This window comes from Streptomyces sp. SID5464 (genome assembly GCF_009862985.1).
Taxonomy (GTDB): Bacteria; Actinomycetota; Actinomycetes; order Streptomycetales; family Streptomycetaceae; genus Streptomyces; species Streptomyces chartreusis_D.
The window spans coordinates 57,801-79,202 of the sequence record NZ_WWIQ01000054.1 but is presented as its reverse complement, the minus strand read 5'-3'; the positions used below and the strand labels follow the sequence as shown (position 1 = coordinate 79,202).

General features: G+C 71.0%; 18 protein-coding genes. 15 read left to right on the top strand and 3 right to left on the bottom strand.

Features of this window, described 5'->3' with window-relative positions; translation table 11 throughout:
• Window positions 1–53 precede the first annotated feature (53 nt).
• The 5 genes from iolB to galE all read left to right on the top strand — a co-directional run bounded on the left by iolB (window position 54) and on the right by galE (window position 6,373).
• Window positions 54–947, top strand: coding sequence for a 5-deoxy-glucuronate isomerase (iolB, locus tag GTY47_RS26385; RefSeq protein ID WP_010044782.1), 894 nt, complete (start codon window positions 54–56; stop codon window positions 945–947).
• Window positions 944–2,818, top strand: a complete 1,875-nt coding sequence (gene iolD / locus GTY47_RS26380) for a 3D-(3,5/4)-trihydroxycyclohexane-1,2-dione acylhydrolase (decyclizing) (RefSeq protein ID WP_010044780.1) — start codon at window positions 944–946, stop codon at window positions 2,816–2,818. The genes iolB and iolD overlap by 4 nt, the downstream gene beginning before the upstream one ends.
• 52 nt (window positions 2,819–2,870) lie before the next feature.
• Window positions 2,871–4,376, top strand: coding sequence for a CoA-acylating methylmalonate-semialdehyde dehydrogenase (locus GTY47_RS26375; protein ID WP_010044778.1), 1,506 nt, complete (start codon window positions 2,871–2,873; stop codon window positions 4,374–4,376).
• A 22-nt stretch (window positions 4,377–4,398) separates the two neighbouring features.
• Window positions 4,399–5,184 carry a GntR family transcriptional regulator gene (locus GTY47_RS26370; protein WP_010044775.1) on the top strand — a complete coding sequence of 262 codons (786 nt, stop codon included), beginning with the start codon at window positions 4,399–4,401 and terminating at the stop codon, window positions 5,182–5,184.
• An 88-nt stretch (window positions 5,185–5,272) separates the two neighbouring features.
• A complete protein-coding gene (gene galE / locus GTY47_RS26365; RefSeq protein ID WP_078602928.1) occupies window positions 5,273–6,373 on the top strand; it encodes a UDP-glucose 4-epimerase GalE in 1,101 nt (366 codons plus the stop codon).
• Here the strand turns inward: galE and GTY47_RS26360 are convergent.
• Window positions 6,370–8,214, bottom strand: a complete 1,845-nt coding sequence (locus GTY47_RS26360; RefSeq protein WP_040903836.1) for a glycoside hydrolase family 15 protein — start codon at window positions 8,212–8,214, stop codon at window positions 6,370–6,372. The genes galE and GTY47_RS26360 overlap by 4 nt on opposite strands.
• Before the next feature lie 188 nt (window positions 8,215–8,402).
• On the opposite strand from GTY47_RS26360, the gene GTY47_RS26355 reads away from it, so the two are divergent.
• From GTY47_RS26355 to GTY47_RS26315, 9 genes are all read left to right on the top strand, one after another.
• Window positions 8,403–9,197 carry a glycosyltransferase family 2 protein gene (locus tag GTY47_RS26355; RefSeq protein WP_010044768.1) on the top strand — a complete coding sequence of 265 codons (795 nt, stop codon included), beginning with the start codon at window positions 8,403–8,405 and terminating at the stop codon, window positions 9,195–9,197.
• Window positions 9,198–9,328: 131 nt separating this feature from the next.
• The gene (locus tag GTY47_RS26350; RefSeq protein ID WP_010044764.1) at window positions 9,329–11,209 is read left to right on the top strand and encodes a hypothetical protein; all 1,881 of its coding nucleotides are present in this window, start codon (window positions 9,329–9,331) and stop codon (window positions 11,207–11,209) included.
• On the top strand, window positions 11,206–11,583 hold the full coding sequence (locus GTY47_RS26345; RefSeq protein ID WP_010044763.1) for a hypothetical protein: 378 nt from the start codon (window positions 11,206–11,208) through the stop codon (window positions 11,581–11,583). Before GTY47_RS26350 ends, GTY47_RS26345 begins: the two co-directional genes overlap by 4 nt.
• 116 nt (window positions 11,584–11,699) lie before the next feature.
• Window positions 11,700–13,064 carry an O-antigen and teichoic acid export membrane protein gene (locus tag GTY47_RS26340; RefSeq protein WP_010044760.1) on the top strand — a complete coding sequence of 455 codons (1,365 nt, stop codon included), beginning with the start codon at window positions 11,700–11,702 and terminating at the stop codon, window positions 13,062–13,064.
• Window positions 13,065–13,147: 83 nt separating this feature from the next.
• Complete coding sequence (locus GTY47_RS26335; RefSeq protein ID WP_231911224.1) at window positions 13,148–14,215, top strand: glycosyltransferase family 2 protein; 1,068 nt, start codon at window positions 13,148–13,150, stop codon at window positions 14,213–14,215.
• Entirely contained in the window at window positions 14,182–15,294 is a 1,113-nt protein-coding gene (locus GTY47_RS26330) for a GNAT family N-acetyltransferase (protein ID WP_010044755.1), read from the top strand. Before GTY47_RS26335 ends, GTY47_RS26330 begins: the two co-directional genes overlap by 34 nt.
• Before the next feature lie 23 nt (window positions 15,295–15,317).
• The gene (locus GTY47_RS26325; protein WP_010044753.1) at window positions 15,318–16,136 is read left to right on the top strand and encodes a polysaccharide deacetylase family protein; all 819 of its coding nucleotides are present in this window, start codon (window positions 15,318–15,320) and stop codon (window positions 16,134–16,136) included.
• A 68-nt stretch (window positions 16,137–16,204) separates the two neighbouring features.
• Window positions 16,205–17,521, top strand: a complete 1,317-nt coding sequence (locus GTY47_RS26320; RefSeq protein WP_010044752.1) for a xylan 1,4-beta-xylosidase — start codon at window positions 16,205–16,207, stop codon at window positions 17,519–17,521.
• 57 nt (window positions 17,522–17,578) lie between these two features.
• Complete coding sequence (locus tag GTY47_RS26315) at window positions 17,579–18,319, top strand: TetR family transcriptional regulator (RefSeq protein WP_010044750.1); 741 nt, start codon at window positions 17,579–17,581, stop codon at window positions 18,317–18,319.
• On the opposite strand, the gene GTY47_RS26310 is transcribed toward GTY47_RS26315, so the two are convergent.
• Entirely contained in the window at window positions 18,273–19,109 is an 837-nt protein-coding gene (locus tag GTY47_RS26310) for a DUF427 domain-containing protein (protein ID WP_010044748.1), read from the bottom strand. The genes GTY47_RS26315 and GTY47_RS26310 overlap by 47 nt on opposite strands.
• A gap of 56 nt (window positions 19,110–19,165) precedes the next feature.
• Entirely contained in the window at window positions 19,166–20,149 is a 984-nt protein-coding gene (locus GTY47_RS26305; protein ID WP_010044744.1) for an aldo/keto reductase, read from the bottom strand.
• A 278-nt stretch (window positions 20,150–20,427) separates the two neighbouring features.
• On the opposite strand from GTY47_RS26305, the gene GTY47_RS26300 reads away from it, so the two are divergent.
• Window positions 20,428–21,402 (top strand): ferritin-like protein (locus GTY47_RS26300; RefSeq protein ID WP_267880848.1); only part of this gene is annotated, 975 nt, incomplete at its 3' end.

Sequence of the window (21,402 nt, the reverse complement as noted above, 5' to 3'; positions counted from 1 at the left end):
TGAGGCACCTGCTCTGACGCATGCGGCACCTGCTGTGATCCGAAAGGGACACGATGACGTTTCACCTTCCCGCGGGTAAGGCCCTCGGCGGCCCCTACATCGTCGACGTCACGCCGGAGAAGGCCGGCTGGGGATACTCCAGCCTGCGGATCCTGGAGCTGCCGCCGGGCGGCACGCACTCCTTCGAGACCGGCGACAGCGAGTGGATCGTCGTCCCGCTGAGCGGCGGCTGCACGGTCGCCGCGGCGGACGACTTCGGCCGGGAGACCTTCGAACTCCGCGGCCGCCCGGACGTCTTCAGCGGCGTCAGCGACTTCGCGTACGTGCCGCGCGACGCCCGGGCGACCGTGACCTCCACCGCCGGCGGCCGGTTCGCGCTGACCGGCGCGCGCTGCACCCGCCGGCTGCCCGCCCGCTACGGACCCGCCTCCGAGGTCCCCGTGGAGCTGCGGGGCACCGGGAACTGCTCCCGGCAGGTCAACAACTTCGGCGCGGCCGGGGTCTTCGAGTGCGACAAGCTCATCGCGGTCGAGGTGATCACCCCGGGCGGCAACTGGTCCTCGTTCCCGCCGCACAAGCACGACGAGCACCGGCCGGGCGAGGAGTCCGTGCTGGAGGAGATCTACTACTTCGAGTTCGCCGGCCACGACGGCATCCCGGGCCTCGGCTACCAGCGCGTCTCCCCGTCCGGCCCGGGCCGGGACACCGACGTGCTGGCGGAGGTCCGCGACGGCGATGTCGTCCTGATCCCGGACGGCTGGCACGGGCCGTCGATGGCCACGCCCGGCCACCACATGTACTACCTCAACGTCATGGCGGGCCCGGAGGCCGAGCGCGCCTGGCTGATCTGCGACCACCCCGACCACGCCTGGGTCCGCGACACCTGGCCGGACCAGCCGGTCGATCCCCGACTCCCTCTCTACACCGCCCCGGAGACCTCCGCATGAGCGCCACCACCCGCCGACTGACGACCGCCCAGGCGCTGGTGCGGTTCCTGTCCGCCCAGTACACCGAGCGGGACGGCGTCCGGCGCCGGCTGATCGCCGGGACCTGGGGGATCTTCGGCCACGGCAACGTCGCCGGGGTCGGCCAGGCGCTGCTGGAGGCGGGCGAGCACGTCATGCCGTTCCACCAGGGCCGCAACGAGCAGTCCATGGTGCACGCGGCCGTCGGCTACGCCCGGCAGCTCAACCGCCTGTCCGCGCAGGCCGTGACGACCTCCATCGGCCCGGGCGCCACCAACCTGGTCACCGGCGCCGCCCTGGCGACGATCAACCGGCTCCCGGTGCTGCTCCTGCCCGGCGACTACTTCGCCACGCACTCCGCCGACCCGCTGCTCCAGCAGCTGGAGCACCCGGTGGAGGCCGACGTGTCGGTCAACGACACGCTGCGCCCGGTGTCGAGGTACTTCGACCGGATCACCCGCCCCGAGGCGCTGATCCCCTCGGCGCTCCAGGCCATGCGCGTGCTGGCCGACCCCGCCGAGACCGGCGCCGTCACCCTCGCCCTGCCGCAGGACGTGCAGGCGGAGGCGTACGACTGGCCGGAGGAGTTCTTCGCCGAGCGCGTCTGGTACGTACGGCGTCCCGCGCCGGACCCGGTGGAGCTGACGGCGGCCGTCGAGGCGATCCGGTCGGCGAAGCGGCCCCTGATCGTGGCGGGCGGCGGCGTCCACCACAGCGAGGCCGAGACGGCGCTGCAGGCTTTCGTGGACGCCACCGGCATCCCCGTCGCCTCCACCCAGGCCGGCAAGGGCGCGCTGCGGTACGACCACCCCGCCGACCTCGGCGGCATCGGCCACACCGGCACGGCGGTCAGCGACGACCTCGCCCGCACGGCCGACCTCGTGATCGGTGTCGGCACCCGCTACACGGACTTCACCACGGCCTCCGGCACGCTCTTCCAGAACCCGGGCGTGCGGTTCCTCAACCTCAACATCACCGGCTTCGACGCGCACAAGCTGGCGGCACGGACGCTGGTCTGCGACGCGAGGGCCGGTCTGGAGCTGCTCCGCGAGGCGCTCGCCGGTCACCGGGTGGAGGCTTCCTACGAAGCCGAGTACCGCGCCGGCAAGGAGCGCTGGGACGAGGTCGTCGAGGCCGCCTACCGCGCCGGCGACGAGAACGCGGTCCCGACGCAGACGCAGGTCCTCGGCGCGCTGGACGCGGCCGTGGGCGACGACGACGTGGTGATCAACGCGGCCGGTTCGCTCCCCGGCGACCTGCACAAGCTGTGGCGCTCCCGCAGCCCGCGCCAGTACCACCTGGAGTACGGCTACTCCTGCATGGGCTACGAGATCCCGGCCGGCATCGGCGTCCAGCAGGCCGCTCCCGGTACGCCGGTGTGGGCGCTGGTCGGCGACGGAACCTACCTGATGATGCCGACGGAGATCGTCACGGCCGTCCAGGAGGGCCTGCCGGTCAACATCGTCCTCATCCAGAACCACGGCTACGCCTCCATCGGCGGCCTGTCGGAGGAGACCGGCGGCGAGCGGTTCGGCACCGCCTACCGGTTCCGGGCCGCCGACGGCACCTTCACCGGCGCCCCGCTCCCCGTCGACCTGGCCGCCAACGCGGCCAGCCTCGGCATGGACGTGCTGCGCGCCAAGACCGTGCGCGAGCTGCGCGAGGCGCTAGCCACGGCCCGTGCCTCCGACCGGCCGACGTGCGTGTACGTCGAGACCGACCCGGCCCCGACCGCTCCCCCGGCCGAGGCCTGGTGGGACGTGCCGGTGGCCGAGACCGCCTCCCGCGAGGCCGCCGTCGCGGCCCGCGAGCGCTACGACCGCCAGGTCGCCGGACGCCGCCGCCACCTCTGAACTCCCGCGAACTCCCCGCGAACTCAGGCTCCACGAAAGGCCCTTGCGCACCATGAAGACCATCACCCACTGGATCGACGGCAAGCCCGTCGAAGGCACCTCCGGCCGCTTCGGCCCCGTCTACAACCCGGCCACCGGCACCCAGGAGAAGCAGGTCGCGTTCGCGACCACCGACGAGGTGGACGCCGCCGTCGCCTCCGCCAAGGCCGCCTTCGAGTCCTGGGGAGCCTCCTCGCTCGCCAAGCGCACCGCGGTCCTGTTCAAGTACCGCGAGCTGCTGGACGCCCACCGCGACGAGATCGCCGAGCTGATCACCGCCGAGCACGGCAAGGTGCACTCCGACGCGCTCGGCGAGGTCGCGCGCGGCATGGAGATCGTCGAGCTGGCGTGCGGGATCAGCGTCCAGCTCAAGGGCGAGCTGTCCACGCAGGTCTCCACCCGGGTCGACGTCGCCTCGATCCGCCAGCCGCTCGGCGTGGTCGCGGGCATCACCCCGTTCAACTTCCCGGCGATGGTGCCGATGTGGATGTTCCCGCTGGCGATCGCCTGCGGCAACACGTTCGTGCTGAAGCCCAGCGAGAAGGACCCGTCGGCCTCCTTCAAGCTCGCCGAACTGGCCGCCGAGGCCGGGCTGCCGGACGGCGTCCTGAACGTCGTGCAGGGCGACAAGGTGGCCGTGGACCGCATCCTGGAGCACCCGGACATCGAGGCGGTCTCCTTCGTCGGCTCCACCCCGATCGCCAAGTACATCCAGCTCAAGGCCGTCGAGCACGGCAAGCGGGTACAGGCCCTGGGCGGCGCCAAGAACCACATGCTGGTCCTGCCCGACGCCGACCTCGACCTCGCCGCCGACCAGGCGATCAACGCGGCCTACGGCTCGGCGGGCGAGCGTTGCATGGCCGTGTCGGTCGTGGTCGCGGTCGGCGACACCGGTGACGAGCTGGTCGGCAAGATCGCCGAGCGGGCGAAGAACCTGAGGATCGGCCCCGGCGACGACCCGGCGTCCGAGATGGGTCCGCTGATCACCCGCGAGCACCGCGACAAGGTGGCCTCGTACGTGGCGAGCGCGGCCGAGCAGGGCGCCGAGGTCGTGGTCGACGGCACCGGCTTCTCGGTCGACGGACACCCCGAGTGCGCGGACGGCTTCTTCCTCGGCGTCTCCCTGCTGGACCGGGTGCCGCTGACGGCGGACGCGTACCGGGACGAGATCTTCGGCCCGGTGCTGTGCGTGGTCCGGGCGGAGACGTACGAAGAGGCCATCAAGCTCATCAACGACTCCCGCTGGGGCAACGGCACCGCCATCTTCACCCGGGACGGCGGCGCCGCCCGCCGCTTCCAGCTGGAGGTCAAGGCGGGCATGGTCGGCGTCAACGTGCCGATCCCGGTCCCGGTCGGCTACCACTCCTTCGGCGGCTGGAAGGACTCGCTCTTCGGCGACCTGCACATCTACGGCAACGACGGCGTCGCCTTCTACACCCAGGGCAAGGTGATCACCACGCGCTGGCCGGACCCGGCGGACGCCGGCGGCATCAACCTCGGCTTCCCGAGCAACTCCTGACCCGCGAAAGGGGGGTTCGTCCATGGCGAAGACCGGTGGCCGGGCACGTACCGCGGCCGCGCCTGCGCTCAGCTCGCTGGACTTCGCCCTGGACCGGGGCAGTCCCGTGCCGCTGTACTACCAGCTCGCCCAGCAGCTGGAGGCGGCGATCGAGCACGGGGTCCTCGCCCCGGGGAACCTCCTGGGCAACGAGGTCGACCTCTCGGTGCGCCTCGGTCTGTCCCGTCCCACCGTCCGCCAGGCCATCCAGTCCCTCGTCGACAAGGGGCTGCTGGTCCGGCGGCGCGGGGTGGGCACGCAGGTGGTGCACAGCCAGGTCAAGCGCCCGCTTGAGCTGAGCAGCCTCTACGACGACCTGGAGGAGGCCGGGCAGGGGCCCACCACCCAGGTCGTGCGCCACGAGGTCGTCCCGGCCTCCTGCGACGTGGCCGCCGCCCTCGGCGTCGCGGAGGGCAGCGAGGTCACCGTCCTGGACCGGCTGCGCTGCACCCACGGCCAGCCGGTGGCCCTGCTGTGCAACTACCTGCCGGCGTCTCTCCTGGACCTCGACGACGCCCGCCTGGAGTCGACCGGCCTGTACCGCATGATGCGCTCGGCGGGCGTCACCCTGCACAGCGCCCGGCAGCGCGTCAGCGCCCGCGCGGCCACCGCGGAGGAGGCCGCCCGCCTGGACGAGGAGGAGGGGGCGGCGCTGCTCACCATGCAGCGCACGGCGTACGACGACACCGGGCGCCCCGTCGAGTACGGAACGCACATCTACCGGGCCTCGCGCTACACCTTCGACTTCCAGTTGCTGGTCAGGCCTTGACGGACCGCGAACACAGGTGCAAAGTCGTACATATACACCGTAAACATACGGTTCCGACCCGACCGCACCCGACGCGGGAGTCGCAGGCATGGCTCGCTGGAATGCGTCGCCGACCGCTCGAGGAGCCGGTCCCTCATGGGCGCCCTCGACCGTCCTCGTCACGGGCGGTGCCGGTTTCATCGGCAGCCACACCTGCGTGGAACTGCTCGACCACGGCTACGAGGTGATCGTGGTCGACAACTACTCCAACAGCACTCCGCAGGTCTTCGCCCGGGTGGAACGGATCGCCGGCCGCTTCGTCGGCGCCGTCTACGAACTGGACATCCGTGATCGGCACGCCCTCTCGGCCGTCTTCGACCGACACCCCGTGGACGCCGTCGTGCACTTCGCCGCGCACAAGGCGGGGGGCGCGTCGACACGGATGCCCGTCGCGTACTACGACACCAACGTCGGCGGCACCACCGCCCTGCTGCGGACCATGCACGAGCACGGCGTGCGCCGGCTGGTCTACCCGTCCTCCTGCTGGATCTACGGCGACGCCGGGCGCGGCCCGCTCGACGAGACCACGCCCGCCCGGCCCGGCACGCCGTACGCGGCCTCGAAGTGGATCTGCGAACAGATCCTCGCGGACATCTGCCGCCGCGATCCCGACTACACGGTGCTGTGCCTGCGCCATCCCGTGCCGGCCGGGGCCCATCCCAGCGGCCTGCTCGGCGAGGACCCGCGACACACGCCCGAGAACCTGCTGCCGTACCTCGCGCAGGTGGCCGTCGGCCGGCGCGAGCGGCTCTCCGTGTTCGGCGACGACTATCCGACCCGCGACGGCACCGGTGTCCGGGACTATCTGCACATCATGGACGCCGTCGAAGCGCACCGGGTGGCACTCGACCACCTGGGCGGCGAGCCGGGCATGCACGTGTACAACCTGGGAGGCGGCTCGGGCAGTTCGGTCCTCGACGTGGTCGACGCGTTCTCCAGGGCGTGCGGCAGACCCCTGCCGTACGCCGTCGCGCCCCGTCGGCCCGGGGACGTCGCCGAGCTGGTCGCCGACGCCACGGCGGTGACACGGGCCTGGGGCTGGCACCCCACCAGGAGCCTGTCCGACGTGTGCCGGGACGCCTGGCGCTTCCAGCGGCTCAACCCGGACGGCTATGTGGAGTCCGCGCGGCGCCCGGAGACGAAGCACTAGGGCGGCGTGCCAGCCGGTGCAGGACTGACCCGCACAGGCGGTGACGGGGACGGGGGCGGCGGCCGGGACAGGCCGAACGCCGTCTCCACCAGCGCGATATGGCTGAACGCCTTGGGCGCGTTGCCCAGTTGGCGGCCTGCGTCCGGGTCCCACTGCTCGGCCAGCAGACCGACGTCGTTACGGATGGCGAGGACCCGTTCGAAGGCCTCCCGGGCCTCCTGGCGATGCCCCGTCGCGGCGAGGGCGTCGGCGTACCACAGGGAGCAGGAGACGAACGTGCCCTCGTCGCCGTCGATGCCGTCCGGGTGCCCGGCCCCGGCGCCGCCCGGCGCGTACCGGCGTACGAACCCTCCACGCCGTAGGCCGCCGATGGCACGCACGGTGCCGCGCACCCGCTCGTCACGGGCGGGCAGGAAACCGACCCGGGGGATGAGCAGAGCCGAGGCGTCCAGGCGGGGCTCGCCGTAGGACTGCACGAAGGACCGCTGGGCGCCGTCCCAGCCCTCCCGGCAGACCTGCCGGTGCACCTCCTCGCGCATGGCCCGCCACTCGCCGGAGGACCCGTTGCGCCCGAGCAGTTCGCCCATGCGCACGGCACGGTCGGCGGCCACCCACGCCATGACCTTGGAGTGCGTGAACTGCCGCCGCGGACCGCCCGTCTGCCACAGCCCCTGGTCCGGTTCGCGCCAGTGCCGGAGCAGGAATCCCATGAGCGCCTCGACCAGGTCCCAGACGCGGGCCGGCATGGGGATGCCGGCGCTCAGCGACAGCCACAGCGTGTCCATGACCTCGCCGTACACGTCCAGTTGGAAGGTGTCCTCCGCCGAGGTGCCGAACCGCACGGGCCGGGAGCCCTCGTAACCGGACAGCCAGGGCGCCTCGGTCTCGGACAGCAGTCGCTGGCCCTTGACGCCGTAGACGGTCTGGAGGCCGGCGGGGTCGCCGGCGACGGCACGCACCAGCCAGTCCAGCCAGGCGGCGGCCTCGTCCCGGTATCCGCTGCGCAGCAGGCAGGACAGGGCGCTGGTGGAGTCTCGCAGCCAGCAGTACCGGTAGTCCCAGTTGCGCTCGCCCCCGGGACAGCCGGGCAGCGAGGTGGTGGGTGCGGCGACGATGCCGCCCGTGGGGGCGTAGGTGAGCGCTTTGAGGGTGAGGAGGGAACGCATCACGGCGTCGCGCCACGGCCCCTGGTAGCGGCATTGCGCCGCCCAGCGTCGCCAGAAGTCGACGGTCTCCTTCAGGGCCGTCTCCGCCGGGACGGACAGGGGCGTGGGCGGCACGGGCCGGCGGGACGGGGTCCATCCCAGGGTCAGGGCCAGGCGGCGCCCCGCCGTGACCGTGAAGTCCCAGACGGTGGCGTCCGGGTCGCCCGTGTCCCGCACCTCGCCGTCCCCGCCGAGCCAGACGGCGTCCGGCCCGGCGACCGCGACGGTGCAGTGGCCGACCTCCCGCACCCACGGGACGACGCGGCCCTGGTGGAACCGGAGCCGAAGTTCGCTGCGCACGTCGACCGTGCCGGACAGACCCTCGACGAGGCGGACGATGCACGGCACTTCGGCACGCGGCCGCATCAGATCCGTGACCCGCACCGTCCCCGTCGGCGTCTCCCACACGGAGTCCAGGACCAGCGTGTCGGTCCGGTAGGAGCGGCGCGTGCAGGGACCGCCGGACAGCGGGGCGACGCGCCAGCGTCCGTTGTCCTCGGTGCCCAGCAGTGCCGCCAGGCAGGCCGGGGAGTCGAAGCGGGGCAGGCAGAGCCAGTCGACCGACCCGTCCCGGCCGACCATGGCGGCCGTCTCCAGATCGCCGATGAGGGCGTAATCCTCAATGGGTGCGTTCATGATCGGGATCACGCCGCCGTGCACTTCGCCGCTTTCCACCCTACGCCGGACGTAGTGCCGCGCCCAGGGCTCTCGACCAGGAGAAACGCCCTGCCCTTGACCTCAGGGACAAAAGGGGCAAGATGTACGTATACGTCGTAAATATATGGCGTCACACCGAGGATCCTTCACTCGGAGACAACGGCACCATGAACCACACGCCTCACCTGACCGAGCAGCCCGTCTCCCTTGCGGACCACGCCGCGCACCCCTTGCGCCGGGCCGCGGACCACCCCCCGCCGCGGGCCACCGTCAGCCTGGTCGTGCCCGCCCGGAACGAGGCACGCAACATCCCCTGGGTCTTCGAGCAGATCCCGGACTGCGTCGACGAGGTCATCCTGGTCGACGGAGACTCCGTGGACGCCACGGTGCACATGGCGACCCGGTGCCTGCCGACCGTCCGCCCCGTCGCACAGAGCGGTCCTGGAAAGGGGAACGCCCTGCGCACCGGCTTCCTCTCCGCGACCGGCGACTACATCGTGATGATGGACGCGGACGGCAGCATGCTGCCCGGGGAGATCCCGCACTACCTGCACTTCCTCGACAACGGCTTCGACTTCGTCAAGGGCTCGCGGTTCATCGCGGGCGGCGGATCACTGGACATCACGCGCTTCCGCCGGTTCGGCAACCGCGTGCTCCTGACCGCCGTGAACCACCTGTACGACGCGCAGCTGACGGACCTGTGCTACGGGTTCTGCGCCTTCCGCCGGGACTTCCTGGACGATCTCGACCTGCACTCGTCCGGATTCGAGATCGAGACCGAGATGATTGCGCACGCCCTGCGCTCGGGGCTGCGCATCGCCGAGGTCCCGAGCCTCGAACTGCCCCGGCGCAGTGGGCGTTCCAACCTGCACGCGATATCCGACGGCCGGCGGGTGCTGCGCACGCTGCTCTCGGAGCGGCCGGGCACGCGGCAGGCACGACGCCCCGCGGCGAGTGGCTGAGCTGCGTAGCCCGTGGTGGACTGATCACCGACGGTGGCCGCAGCATGCCGGCGCGCCATGACGGCCCGTAGGCCGCGGGCACGTCGTCGTACGGCACCGCACAGGGACAGGACGTCAGGCCGGAGTCATCGGTGAACAGCAGGGACCGTGCCGCGGGCCCCGAGAAGGTCCAGGCGGAGGACGACGCCGCACCGTCGCACACGGCGAGCCGGCTCCTGCGGGATCCGACAGCCGACGGCACCGCCAGGTTCTTCCGCCCCGGCCGGGCATCCTTGCGGCCTTCGGGGCCCGGCACGTGGACAGCACTCGTCGTGCTGCCCACCGCGGTCACCCTGTGGGTGCTCTCACTGCGTGACGTGCCCTTGGACCACATGGGGGACTTCGGGCTTCTCAAGGTGCTGCCGGGACTCTTCTGGGTCGCCCTGGCCCTGGTCACCATCGGCTTCTGTGTGGCTGCGGCCGACCGGCTCACGCCCCGTGCCTGCTCTCTGGCGTACGTGCTCGTACTGATCACGATCCTGCACGCGACGCCGTCGCTGCTCTATCCGGAGCTGCGGTACGCATGGGGCTGGAAGCACATGGCCGTGATCGACGCGATGATGCGGCACAACGGCGAGGTGCCGGAGGCCGCCGGCTTCGCCGTCTACAACCAGTGGCCGGGCTTCTTCCAGTTCAACGCGCTGCTCCTGCGGGCCACCGGGCTCCAGTCGCCCGACGCCTACGCCCAGTGGGCCCAGCCCCTGGCCAACGTCCTGCTGCTCGGCCCGCTGCTGTTGATCTACCGCTCGATCACCGACGACCGGAGGCTGATCTGGGGTGCCGTCTGGATCTATTACTGCTGCTCCTGGGTGGGGCAGGACTACTTCGCCCCCCAGGCCTTCGCCTTCCTTCTGTTCGCGAGCGTGATCGCCCTCGTCCTGAGGCAGCAGGCCGCGGCCGCGGAGCCCCCGGCGCCCGGGAAACACCGCCGGAGCTGGCCACCGGAACGGCTGCTCCCGGTGCTGATCCTGGAGGCCGCGATCACCTCCTCCCACCAGCTCACCCCCATGATGCTGATCAGCGCGCTGCTGCTGCTCTCCCTGCCACGACGCAACCGACGGGTGATGCTGCCCCCGTTGATCGGGGCGGTCACGCTCACCGCGGCCTGGAACGCGACCGTGGCGAGGCCGTACATGTCGGAGAACCTCAGCAACCTCCTCTCGTCGCTCGCCAGCCCCGATGCCAACATCTGGTCCGGAGTCAACCGGCTCGCGGACGCCTCGCCGGCGGCGAGCCAGGTCATGGTGTCCTGGATCGAGCGGGGCATGTCGGCCGGCGTCTTCCTACTGGCCACGGTGGCTTTCCTCGTACGGCGCTGGACCCGGCGCACCCCGTTGCCGCTGCTCGTGATCGCCCCCCTCCTTCTCGTGCCGGCCAATGCCTACGGCGGTGAAATGGTCTTCCGGGCCTACATGTTCGCCCTGCCCGCCGTCGCCCTCCTCATCGCCGCCCTGCTGCTGCCCCCAGGGCAACACCTACGGCTGCGGACGCCCGTCCTGGGCGTCGTCCTCATGGCGATGCTCGGTGGCCTGGTGTTCGGCTACTACAGCAAGGAGGCGATGAACTACTTCTCCAGCCAGGAGGCCGCCGCCACCCGGTACATGACCACGAGAGCCCCCACCGGATCGCTGCTCATCTCGGTCACGTTCGCCGCTCCGGGCCTGGAGATGCACTACGACCGCCATGAGCGCACGCAGATCACCGAGGAGAGCCTGAGCACCAGGAGGTTGCTGGTGAAGGACCCCCTGGCCGGCCTGGAGCCGCTCCTGAGGAGAGCGGGGAAGCACCCTGCCTACATCCTGCTCAGCCGGGCGCAGCGCGCGGACATCCACCTGAACGGCGAGATGCCCGCCGACTTCATGGACCGGCTGGAGTCGGCGTTGTCAAAGGCACCGGACGTCAAGCGCGTCTACGACAGCCGGGACGCCGTCGTCTACCGGTTCGCCCCTCCGGCGGAAGGAAGCCCGCAATGAACCGACTGCGCTGGGGAGTCGCCCTGTCCGGGTGGATGGCCCTGGCCGCGACCGCTCTTCCGGCGGGAACGCCGCTGCGGGTGGCGACGACCTCCGCGTTCCTCCTCGTCGGTCCGGGACTGGCCGCCACCCTGCTGGTCCGGCGGAAGTCCGGCGTCGAATCCGGCCACGGGAACGGTCTGGAGTTCGCCGTCCTCACCGTGGCGCTCAGCCTCGCGCTCTCCACCCTGGTCGCCGAGATCCTCTTCCTGACCAAGGCGTCCGCCTCGACGCGGGCTCTGCTGATCCTCGCGGTGCTCACCTCTGTTCTCGCGCTGACGCCTGCTCCGCCCCGGGCGAAGCAAGCCACCCGTCGCTCGTCCGGTGGCCGATGAGGAGGCGCCTGAACCTCACAACGAACCCCTGAAATGCCACATTCTTGACCAACCAGACATGTGGCATATCATGTATCTATACGGCGTAAACGTACGGGGTGGTCCGAGGAGAAGCCGTGCACGCACCACGAACCCTGCCGTCGGCCGAGACGGCGGAAACGGCTGCCGCACCTTCCCCCCGCACCACCGGACGCCCCTTCACCGCACCGATACGCGAAAAGCTCGCCGTCGCCCTGCCCCACGAGCCGCTGCTGCGCAACGGCCACCTCCTCGCCATGAGTTCCCTCGTCAACGCGGCGCTGGGAGCCGTGTTCTGGGTGCTCGCCACCCACTGGTACGACGAGCGGACGGTCGGCCTCAATTACGCGACCATCTCCGCGGCCACGCTGCTGTCCACCGTCGGTCAGCTCAACCTCTCGGACTTCCTGGTCCGGTTCGTGCCGGCCGCCGGCCGGCACACGCGCAAGCTGGTCCTCGCCTGCTACGCCGCCGGCATCGCGTGCAGCGCGCTGGCCGCGGTCGGCTTCCTCCTGCTGGTGCCCCGGATCGCCCCCGGCCTGGACTTCCTCCTGACCCCGGTCACCGGCGCCTTCTTCGTCGCCTACACGGCGGGGTACGCCATCTTCGCCCTTCAGGACGGCGCACTGACCGGGGTCCGGCACCCTGGCTGGGTGGTGGCGGAGAACGTGATCTTCGCCGTGGTGAAGATCCTCCTGCTGGCCGTGGGCGCCGCTCTGACGCTCTTCACCGGCATCCTGATCTCATGGGCCGGTGCTCTTGTGGTGGCCGTCCTGGTGGCCAACGTGTTCCTGCTGCGGCGCGCCGTGCCCCGCCACGAGCGACAGGCCCCGCAGACGGAGCGCCCGCCCCGGATGGTCGGGTACGCGACCGCCGACTATGCCGGTTCGCTGTTCAGGATGGCCGCGTACAGCCTGGTGCCCCTGCTGGTACTGAACGCCCTCGGGCCGGCCCACAACGCTTATTTCTCGCTGGCCTGGATCATCGGCTACATCCCCTATCTGCTGGCGACCAACATGGGGAGCTCGCTGATCGTGGAGGCGGCGCACGCTCCCGGCCGGCTGGCGCAGCACACGTTCCGGGTGCTGCGCCACTCGGCCGTGTTCCTGGCCCTCGGCGCGGTCGCGATCGTCGTCGCCGCCCCGTACGTTCTCTCCTTCTTCGGTCCGGGGTATGCGGATCAGGGCACCACGCTGCTCCGGCTGCTGGCGCTGTCGGCACTGCCGAACCTCCTGGTGAGCGTGGCCGTCGACGTGGCGCGGATGCGTCGGCGCCTGCGCATGGTCGTGGGGCTGCAACTGGTGCTGTGCGCCCTGGTGCTGGGCCTCTCCCACGTCTTGCTGCCCGTGCTCGGTCTGACCGGAGCGGGTGTCGCCTGGCTCGTGGCGCAGTGCCTGGTGGCTCTTTACCTCTTGATCTGGCGGTCGCACTGGCTGCCCAGGAGTTCGGAGAATCCGTCATGAACGTGCACACCAGGTCGCTCAGCAGTGATCCGTTCCGGCCCCGGACCAGCGGCGACCTCGGGACCCGGACGGAGTTCTCCGTGGTGGTCTGCGTGTACACCGAGGAGCGTTGGGAGGACATCCTCGACGCCGTGGAGTCGGTACGGGCGCAGTCCCTGCCCGCCCAGGAGATCCTCTTGGTGGTCGACCACAATCCGGCGCTGCTGGAGCGGTTGTGCCATGAGTACGGGGACCGTGCGCAGGAGGGGACCCCGACTCCCGCGGTGCGGGTCCTCGCCAACGCGGGCCCCCGCGGCCTGTCGGCCGGCCGCAACACCGGGATCGCCGCGTGCCGGGGCACGGTCGTCGCCTTCCTGGACGACGACGCGGTGGCGGAAGCGGACTGGCTGCGGCACATGGCGTCGGCGTACACCGACCCGAAGGTGATCGCGGTGGGCGGCCGCACGGTCCCGGCGTGGGCCTCCGGGCGCCGCCCCGCCTGGTTCCCCGCCGAGTTCGACTGGGTCGTCGGCTGCGCCTACCGGGGGCTGCCGGAAACGGTGGCACCCGTCCGCAACGTGCTCGGGGGAAACGCCTCCTTCCGCCGGACAGCCTTCGAGGCGGCGGGTGGCTTCGCCCTGAGCATCGGCCGCAACGGGGACAAACGCCCCCTGGGCTGCGAGGAGACCGAGTTCTGCATCCGACTCGCCCGTGTCAGGCCGGACGCGGTGCTTCTCTTCGACAGCCGAGCGGTCATCCATCACAAGGTGCCCACCTGCCGGGAACGCTTCGCGTACTTCCGCCGCCGCACCTATGCCGAGGGACTGTCCAAGGCTCAGGTCACCCGGCACGTGGGCGTGACCAAGGGGCTGGAGTCCGAACTCCGCTACATCACAAGGGTGTTGCCCGCGGGGGTCGCGCACGGGCTGCGCGACGCTGTGCGGGGGGACTGGGGAGGTGCCGGGCGCGCAGGGGCGATCGTGGCCGGGGTGATCATCACGGCCACGGGCTACGTGGTGGGGTCCTTCCGGGCCCGCGGAAGCGCCTTGCTTCTCCGTGTCGGGGAGTTGCCGTCCCCTGCCGGTCGGCCCGGGACACCGACGGCTCCGCCGAATCCCTCGCGGCGAGGAAATGAATCATGGACATCGATGTCTGCCGAGCCCAGGAACTGACCGCGGCCGACCGGACCGCGTGGACGACGCTGCAGTCGAAGGCACCTCTGCACGGGATGCCACAGATGGCGAACCCTTTCCTCGCACCCGAGTTCGCCCTCGCGGTCGGCCAGTGTCGCAGTGGGGTGCGGATCGCCGTGCTGCGGGACGGGCCGGGCGGCGAACCGGCGGCGTTCTTCCCGTACCAGCGCACCCCGGCAGGGGTGGGCCGCGCGATCGGCCTGGGCCTGTCCGACTGCCAGGGCCTCGTGCACGAAGCCGGTTTCCGGTGGGACGCCCAGGCGTTGCTCGCGGCGTGCGGACTCGCCGTCTGGGAGTTCGACCATCTCGCGGAGGGGCAGCAGCCGTTCGAGCGGTTCGCCACGGCCAGCTTTCCCTCCCCCGTGATCGACGTGGCAGACGGCTGGGAGGCCTGCGTCGCCAGGATGCGGGAGCGGTCGCCGAAGGGCACCCGCGTCAGGCTCGCCAAGGAACGCAGATTGGGCAGGGCCGCCGGCGAGATCAGCTATGTCCACGATGAACGCGACCCCGCGATGCTGCGCACGCTGATGGCGTGGAAATCCGCGCAGTACCGCAGAACCGGCCGGAGTGACCGGTTCGCGCACCCCTGGATCACCCGGCTCGTGGAGCAGTTGTTCCACACCCGGACGGACTCCTTCAACGGTCAGCTGTCCGTGCTGTACGCGGGCGGCCGGCCGGTCGCCGCGCACTTCGGGCTCCGGACGGACCATGTCCTCTCCTGCTGGTTCCCGGCGTACGATCCCGCGTTCGCCAAGTACTCCCCCGGTGTCGTGCTGCACATGCGGATGGCGCAGGGGGCGGCTGACGGCAGCGTCTCCTATCTCGATCTGGGGCGCGGCCGAGGCGAGTACAAGGACTCGCTGAAGACGCGTGAGATGTCCGTGAGCGAGGGGTGGGTGACCCGCCGGCACCCGGTCGCCGTCGCCCATCGGGCGCTCCGCGCTCCGGTACGGGCTCTGCGCAATTCCGTCGTGTCGCGACCGGAGCTGTACGGATCGGCGGACCGGCTGCTCAAGCGGGTGGGACGACTGCGCACAGCCGTGAGACCGAATCCGTGACCCTCCGTCGTCAGAGGTGCCCCATGAACGACTCCGTGCCCATCCTGATGTACCACGCGATCGCGCACACCCCGGCGTCGTCGACCCGCGCCCTGTCCGTCTCGCCGGACACGTTCGCCGCCCAGATGCGCCTGCTGGACGACAACGGCTTCACCCCGCTGACAACGGCACGGCTCGCGGCCGCCTGGCGCGGCGGACCGCCGCTGCCGGCCCGGCCGGTGCTGATCACTTTCGACGACGGCTATCAGGGGGTGCACCGGCACGCCCTGCCCGTCCTGCGTGAACTCGGCTTCCCCGCGACGCTGTTCGTGGCCACGGGATGGCTCCGCGGCCCGCAGGAGATCGCCGGAGCCGCCCTGGACACCATGCTCGACTGGGACGAGGTGCGCGAACTGGCTGCTGCGGGCGCCGAGATCGGCGCCCACAGCCACAGTCACCCCCAGCTGGACCAGCTTCCCGACGACGCGTTGCGGTACGAGCTGGAACACTGCAAGGAGATCATCACCGAGCAGCTCGGCTCCCCTCCGGCCTCCTTCGCCTACCCGTACGGTTACTCGGACCGACGAGTGCGGCGGATGGTACGCACGGTCGGCTTCACCCAGGCCGTCGCGGTACGCAACGCCCTGGCCGGTCCGCGGCAGGCCCCGTTCTCCCTGCGGCGCGTCACGGTGCGGCGCAGCACCGGGCCCGAGGAGTTCACGCGGCTGGTGGAAGGTCGAGCCGTTGCCAGAACCTTCGCGCTGGACCGGACCCTGACGACGGGCTACGCGATGGTCCGCGGATCTCGTCGCCTGCTTCGGAAAGCGGCGTGGGCGCGTGCCAGGCACGTGCAGGGCGCGTGAAATCTCGCATACCAGACATGTGCGTACATATTATGCTCCCAATGAAGCATTCGGCACGTGATCGAGGCATGCGACGACGGCCGTTCTCCGCGCTGCTCGCAGTGGCTGCCGTCACGCTCGCCCTCGCCTGCGGTGCCGCACGGCCTGAGGGCGTCCGTCCGCCGCAGTCCTCGCTCGGTTGGGGCTTCACCCACACCGAGTACAGTGCCGACGTGGGCGACCGGGCCGCCCTGCGCACCGCGCGGCAGGCCCTCTCCGCCCAGCCGCTCCCGCAGAACCAGCACATCATGGGCTGGGGCGCCGGCAATCCCGAACCGTCTCCGGGGCGGTACGAATTCGCCTCGCTGGACCGCCGCATCGACCTCATCAGAAGAACCGGCGGTACCCCCGTCATCACCCTGTGCTGCGCTCCGGACTGGATGAAGGGCGGCACACCGGGCCACACGGACTGGTCCCGCCGGTCCCTGGAGACCGCCCCGCGCCCCGAGCACTACGACGATTTCGCCGCGCTCGCGGCCACCGTCGCCGAACGGTACCCGGACGTACGGCACTTCATCGTCTGGAACGAGTTCAAGGGCTTCTTCGACGAGACGAAGAAGCGCTGGAACTACGAGGGCTACACCGATCTCTACAACCGGGTGCGCCAGGCTCTGAAAGAGGTGAACAAGGACAACCTGGTCGGCGGGCCGTACCTGAACATGGACAGTTTCGCGCTCGGCCGCACCACGCACGAGTCCGCCCTGAAGGGCCCCTGGGGCAGTGTCGACCAGCGCGTCCTCGACGCCTTCGACTACTGGAACGAGCACAAGACCGGGGCCGACTTCGTCGTCGTCGACGGTTCCAGCTACACCCACGACGACGAGACACCGCCCGACCGCTTCCGCGCCGTCGACAAGTTCACCGCCGTCGACCGGTGGGTGCGGGAGCGCACCTCCGTGCCTCTGTGGTGGGCCGAGTACTACGTCGAGCCCGGGGCCGACACCGGGCGCGCCCGGTGGGGCGGGCAGCTCCGCCTGGCCGTGCAGGCCTCCGGCATGATCGCCATGGCCAGGGGCGGCGCCACCACCGGGTTCTACTGGAACCCGCAGAACCGGGCCGGCCGGTGCGCCGGATGCCTGTGGCGCAGCACGGAGCTCACCGACGGTACGGGCGGCCAGGCCCGGCCGATGTTGGACCTGTTGCGGCGTTTCGACGCGGAGTTCCCGCCGGGGACGGTGTACCGGGCGGTCGACGTGGCGTCCGGCGCAGCCCGTGACGTGCGGGTGCTCGCCGACGACGAGGCCGTTCTCGTCGTCAACACCCGGGACCGGCCCCTTCGGGTGACGATCGACGACCGGACCGTGGACATGGACGCCCATCAGGTGCTTTGGCTGCGGAAAGGGTGAGAGTCTGGTCCAGACTTCGGCCGCTTTGTCGGCCCGTGAAGTACCGGGAGGCGACGCATGACGAATGAGGAGCGGTACGCCCCCGCCCGACGCGCCAGTGACCGTGGTCGTCTCGGCCGGCTGAGCCGGGAACGTGTGCTGAGCACCGCCTTGGAGCTGGTGGACCGCGAAGGGCTCTCGGCGCTGAGCATGCGCCGTCTGGGGGCCGAGCTCGGGGTTGAGGCCATGGCGCTCTACCGGTACGCGGCGAGCAAGGACGCCCTGCTCGACGGGCTGGTCGAGGCCCTCTACCTGGAGCTGGAGGAGCGGCTGGCCGCCGACGCCGGCGAGGACACCGACTGGCGAGCCGGACTGCACCGGATTGCCCGTACGACCTACGACGTGTGTCTCTCACACCCCCAGGCCGTGCCGCTGCTCGCCACCCGGCTGCTGGCGGTCCCGCTGGCCCGGCGGCCGGCCGCGGTCCTGCGGGATCACGAGCGGGCGCTCGCGCTGCTGCGAGGCGCCGGCTTCGACGAGGCCACCGCCTCCGCCGTGTTCCGCGCCTTCACCGCCTGGCTGCTCGGCTATGTCACTGTCGAGCTGCGCCCCGTGGTGGACAACCCGGACGAGACCGATCCCGCCTTCCGGCTCGGGCTGCACCGCCTGTCCGCCAAGGAGCTGCCGACGCTGCGGGGGACGGCGGCGGCGCTCGCGCAGCGGGGCGGCCCCGAGGGCCTCGCGGCCGGGCTGGACGCCCTGCTCGACAGCTTCACGGGCGGTTCCGGGTGCGGCTCGCCTTCCGCAGCATCCCGCTGAACGGCGTCTTAGGGCGGTCCAGGCGCTCGCCGTCCAGGGTGATGTCCACGACCTCGTTGTAGAAGGCGACGCGCCCCCGGATCGTCGCCACGGCGGGCAGCGGGTCGGGGTAGCTCCAGACGACGTCGGGCGGCACATCGCCCTCACCGCGCCAGGACCAGTATTCGGCGGTGCCCTTGTAAGGGCATCCGGTGCTGTGGTCCGTGGCCTGGAACAGGTCCAGGCGGACGTCCTCGCGGGGGAAGTAGTAGCGGGTGGGCAGGGAGGTCTCGAAGAGCAGGACGGGAGCGTGGGTGTCCGCGACGACCTGGCCGTCGATCTCGACCTGGACGTGGCGGCTGCTGGGCAGCGCGTCCACGCGTTTGTGCGGGTCACGGGGGTGGATGAAGATCTCTTCCTCCTCCTCGTACCAGTGGTCGAGGCCCGTGTCGGCGCGCAGGAACCACTCGAAGGCGATGTGTCCGGCCAGGTCGTCGGCGGGGAACGTCCAGGCCGCGTTCGCGCGCACCTCGCCGTCGGCGTCGAGGTCGTAGAAGATCCGGGAGCCGGTGTGCTTGCCGGTGGGCGGGTTCTGCGCCGGGCGGAGGAGGTCGGTGCGGACGTCGTCGTGCGGGAAGGCGTACTGCGGCACGGGCAGGTGGGGTTCCCAGACGAGGACCGGGTGGCGGCTGTCGACGACGGTGATGTCGCCCTTGCGGCCGCGCACCCAGCGCTCGCTGGGCTCCCACATGAGGCCTTCGGGGGTGGTCCTGATCGACCGGGCGGCGGGGTGGGCCGGGTGGGTGGTCATGGCCGGTGCTCCTTCCGGAGGTCCGGATGTCCGGTTCCCTCCACGGTCCCACGAGCTCAGTGCGCCGCGTCCAGCCTGGCCCGCTGCTCGGCTGTCAGTTCCAGGTCCACCGCGGCGAGGTTCTCCTCCAGCTGGGCCACCGAGGAGACCCCGGCCAGCGGGACGATCGGCAGCTCGCCCCCGATCTGCCAGGCCAGCACGACCTGGTTGACGGTCGCCCCGGTCTCCCGGGCCACCTCCCGCAGCACCGCCAGCCTGGCCGGGGTGCCGGGGTGGTCGAAGTCCGCGGGCAGCCGGTCCGGGTGGGTGTACGCGCCCTTCAGCAAGGGCGAGTAGGCGACCAGGGTCAGGGCGGGCTCTGCCCTCAGGTAGCCGAGCAGGTCGGGGCCGGCGTGGCCGAGGCTGCCGTCCGGGAAGAGCGCCTCGGGTACGTCGGTGCGGGGGCGCAGGTGGCTGTGGGCGTACTGGAGCACCTCGTAGCCGGGCAGTCCGGCCGCGGCGGCGAGGGCGCGGGCCCGCTCGACCCGCCAGGTCGCGTGGTTGCTGACGCCGAGCAGTCCCACGGTGCCCTCGGCGACCAGTTCGGCGAAGCCCTCGACGGTCTCCTGGAGGGGTACCTCGTGATCCTCGATGTGGGCGTACAGCAGGTCCAGCTTCGCCACGCCGAGCCGCTCACGACTCCGCTCGGCGGACTCCCGGATCACCTTCGCCGACAGGCCTTCGGCGTTGTCGACGTAGCTCGTGCCGGGGGCCAGGGGGCGGGCGCCGAGCTTGGTCGCGATGACGATCTCGTCGCCGACGCCGCGGCTGCGCCGCCAGCGGCCGAGGAGTTCCTCGCTCTGACCGCCCTGACCGCCGTCGGCCCAGAAGGCGTAGTTGTCGGACGTGTCGATGAAGTTCCCACCGGCTTCGACGTAGCGGTCGAGGACGGCGAAGGACGTCTTCTCGTCCGTCACCGAGCCGAACAGCATCGCACCGAGGGCGAGCACGCTCACCTCGCGGCGGGTGCGCGGGTCCGTTCCGATCGTGCGGTAGCGCATGGCTGCTCCCTCCCTTGCCGCCCCGGATCTCGGGGCACGGAGGGGAGTCTTCAGCTTGGAGCGCACTTGAGGTCAAGGGCGTACGGCGCAGAAGGAGGCCGCACAACGAAAAGGGCCCCGCTGGCATCGGCCTGCGGGACTGGGCGCATCGTGGCAGAGCAGGCAGACCGGTTCGAGGCATCTGCCGGTGCCCAGCACGGTTGTCGTGGCTGCCCTCGTGACCATCCCCCTGCCCGAGCTCATCGGCTGGCCCCCGTCCGCGTCCTCGCCCGCCGTATCTGTGCGGCATGTGGTCGATCGACACGTCGACCGGGGACGGCCCCGTTTGCCGCACGCTGCGCGAGATCGTCTTCGACGAGATGTCGCACTTCGGTCTGGCGTGCAACCTGCTCACCACACTCGGCGGGACCCCCGTGCTCGACGACGCGTCGGTGCTGCCGACGTACCCCGGGCATCTGCCGGGAGGCGTGCGTCCCGAACTCGAGGTTTTCCTCAGCGGGCTGACGACGGACGCGGCGGAGATGTACTCCCTCATCGAGCAGCCGGAGCAGCCGCTCGCGAGGGTCGCGGCGCCGCACCCGTCGATCGGGGCCTTCTACACCGCGCTCCTGGAGGCGTTCCGTGCGCACCCGGAGCGGATCACCGGCGCCCGGCAGCTGACCCTGAACTTCGGCCACGGCGCGGGGAACCCCGTCGTGGCCCTCGACACGCTCGCCGCCGTGGAGAAGGCCATCGGCGTGATCGAGGAACAGGGCGAGGGCACGTCCGCTTCGCCCGAGAACCCGCACCCTGGGGCGGCGGGAGAGCTGGCCCACTACTACGCCTTCCGGGAGATCTTCCGCAAGCGCAGGCTCAGGAGGAACCCCGACACCGGAGAGTTCGAGTTCAAGGGAGCGGAGATCCCGATGCCGGACGCCCTGCCGATGGCGGTCGTTCCCGCTGGCGGCTGGCCCCGGACGGGACCTTCCGCACCGGACGCCGGGACGACACAGCTCCTCGACGAGTTCAACCAGGCATACAGCAAGCTGCTGCGTCTGCTGCAGGCTGCGTGGCGGCAGGACGACGAGGGCGAGGCGGAGGGGCTGCTGTTCGAGGCGATCGCACAGATGTCCGCCTTGCAGGACCCCGCACAACAGCTGTCCCCGAAAATGATCAAGGGCCGGATTCGGATGCCTCCGAAACCGGCCCTGACCTGCAACTGTTTCCAGTCGGGACGACAGGATTTGAACCTGCGACCCCTTGACCCCCAGTCA

Coding starts and splice junctions, on each gene's coding strand:
- GTY47_RS26330 (WP_010044755.1), top strand. CDS start 14,182: ATGGACATCGATGTCTGCCGAGCCCAGGAACTGACCGCGGCCGACCGG.
- iolD (WP_010044780.1), top strand. CDS start 944: ATGAGCGCCACCACCCGCCGACTGACGACCGCCCAGGCGCTGGTGCGG.
- GTY47_RS26305 (WP_010044744.1), bottom strand. CDS start 20,149: ATGCGCTACCGCACGATCGGAACGGACCCGCGCACCCGCCGCGAGGTG.
- GTY47_RS26315 (WP_010044750.1), top strand. CDS start 17,579: ATGACGAATGAGGAGCGGTACGCCCCCGCCCGACGCGCCAGTGACCGT.
- GTY47_RS26345 (WP_010044763.1), top strand. CDS start 11,206: ATGAACCGACTGCGCTGGGGAGTCGCCCTGTCCGGGTGGATGGCCCTG.
- GTY47_RS26370 (WP_010044775.1), top strand. CDS start 4,399: ATGGCGAAGACCGGTGGCCGGGCACGTACCGCGGCCGCGCCTGCGCTC.
- GTY47_RS26320 (WP_010044752.1), top strand. CDS start 16,205: ATGCGACGACGGCCGTTCTCCGCGCTGCTCGCAGTGGCTGCCGTCACG.
- GTY47_RS26310 (WP_010044748.1), bottom strand. CDS start 19,109: ATGACCACCCACCCGGCCCACCCCGCCGCCCGGTCGATCAGGACCACC.
- GTY47_RS26375 (WP_010044778.1), top strand. CDS start 2,871: ATGAAGACCATCACCCACTGGATCGACGGCAAGCCCGTCGAAGGCACC.
- GTY47_RS26355 (WP_010044768.1), top strand. CDS start 8,403: ATGAACCACACGCCTCACCTGACCGAGCAGCCCGTCTCCCTTGCGGAC.
- galE (WP_078602928.1), top strand. CDS start 5,273: ATGGCTCGCTGGAATGCGTCGCCGACCGCTCGAGGAGCCGGTCCCTCA.
- GTY47_RS26325 (WP_010044753.1), top strand. CDS start 15,318: ATGAACGACTCCGTGCCCATCCTGATGTACCACGCGATCGCGCACACC.
- GTY47_RS26360 (WP_040903836.1), bottom strand. CDS start 8,214: ATGAACGCACCCATTGAGGATTACGCCCTCATCGGCGATCTGGAGACG.
- iolB (WP_010044782.1), top strand. CDS start 54: ATGACGTTTCACCTTCCCGCGGGTAAGGCCCTCGGCGGCCCCTACATC.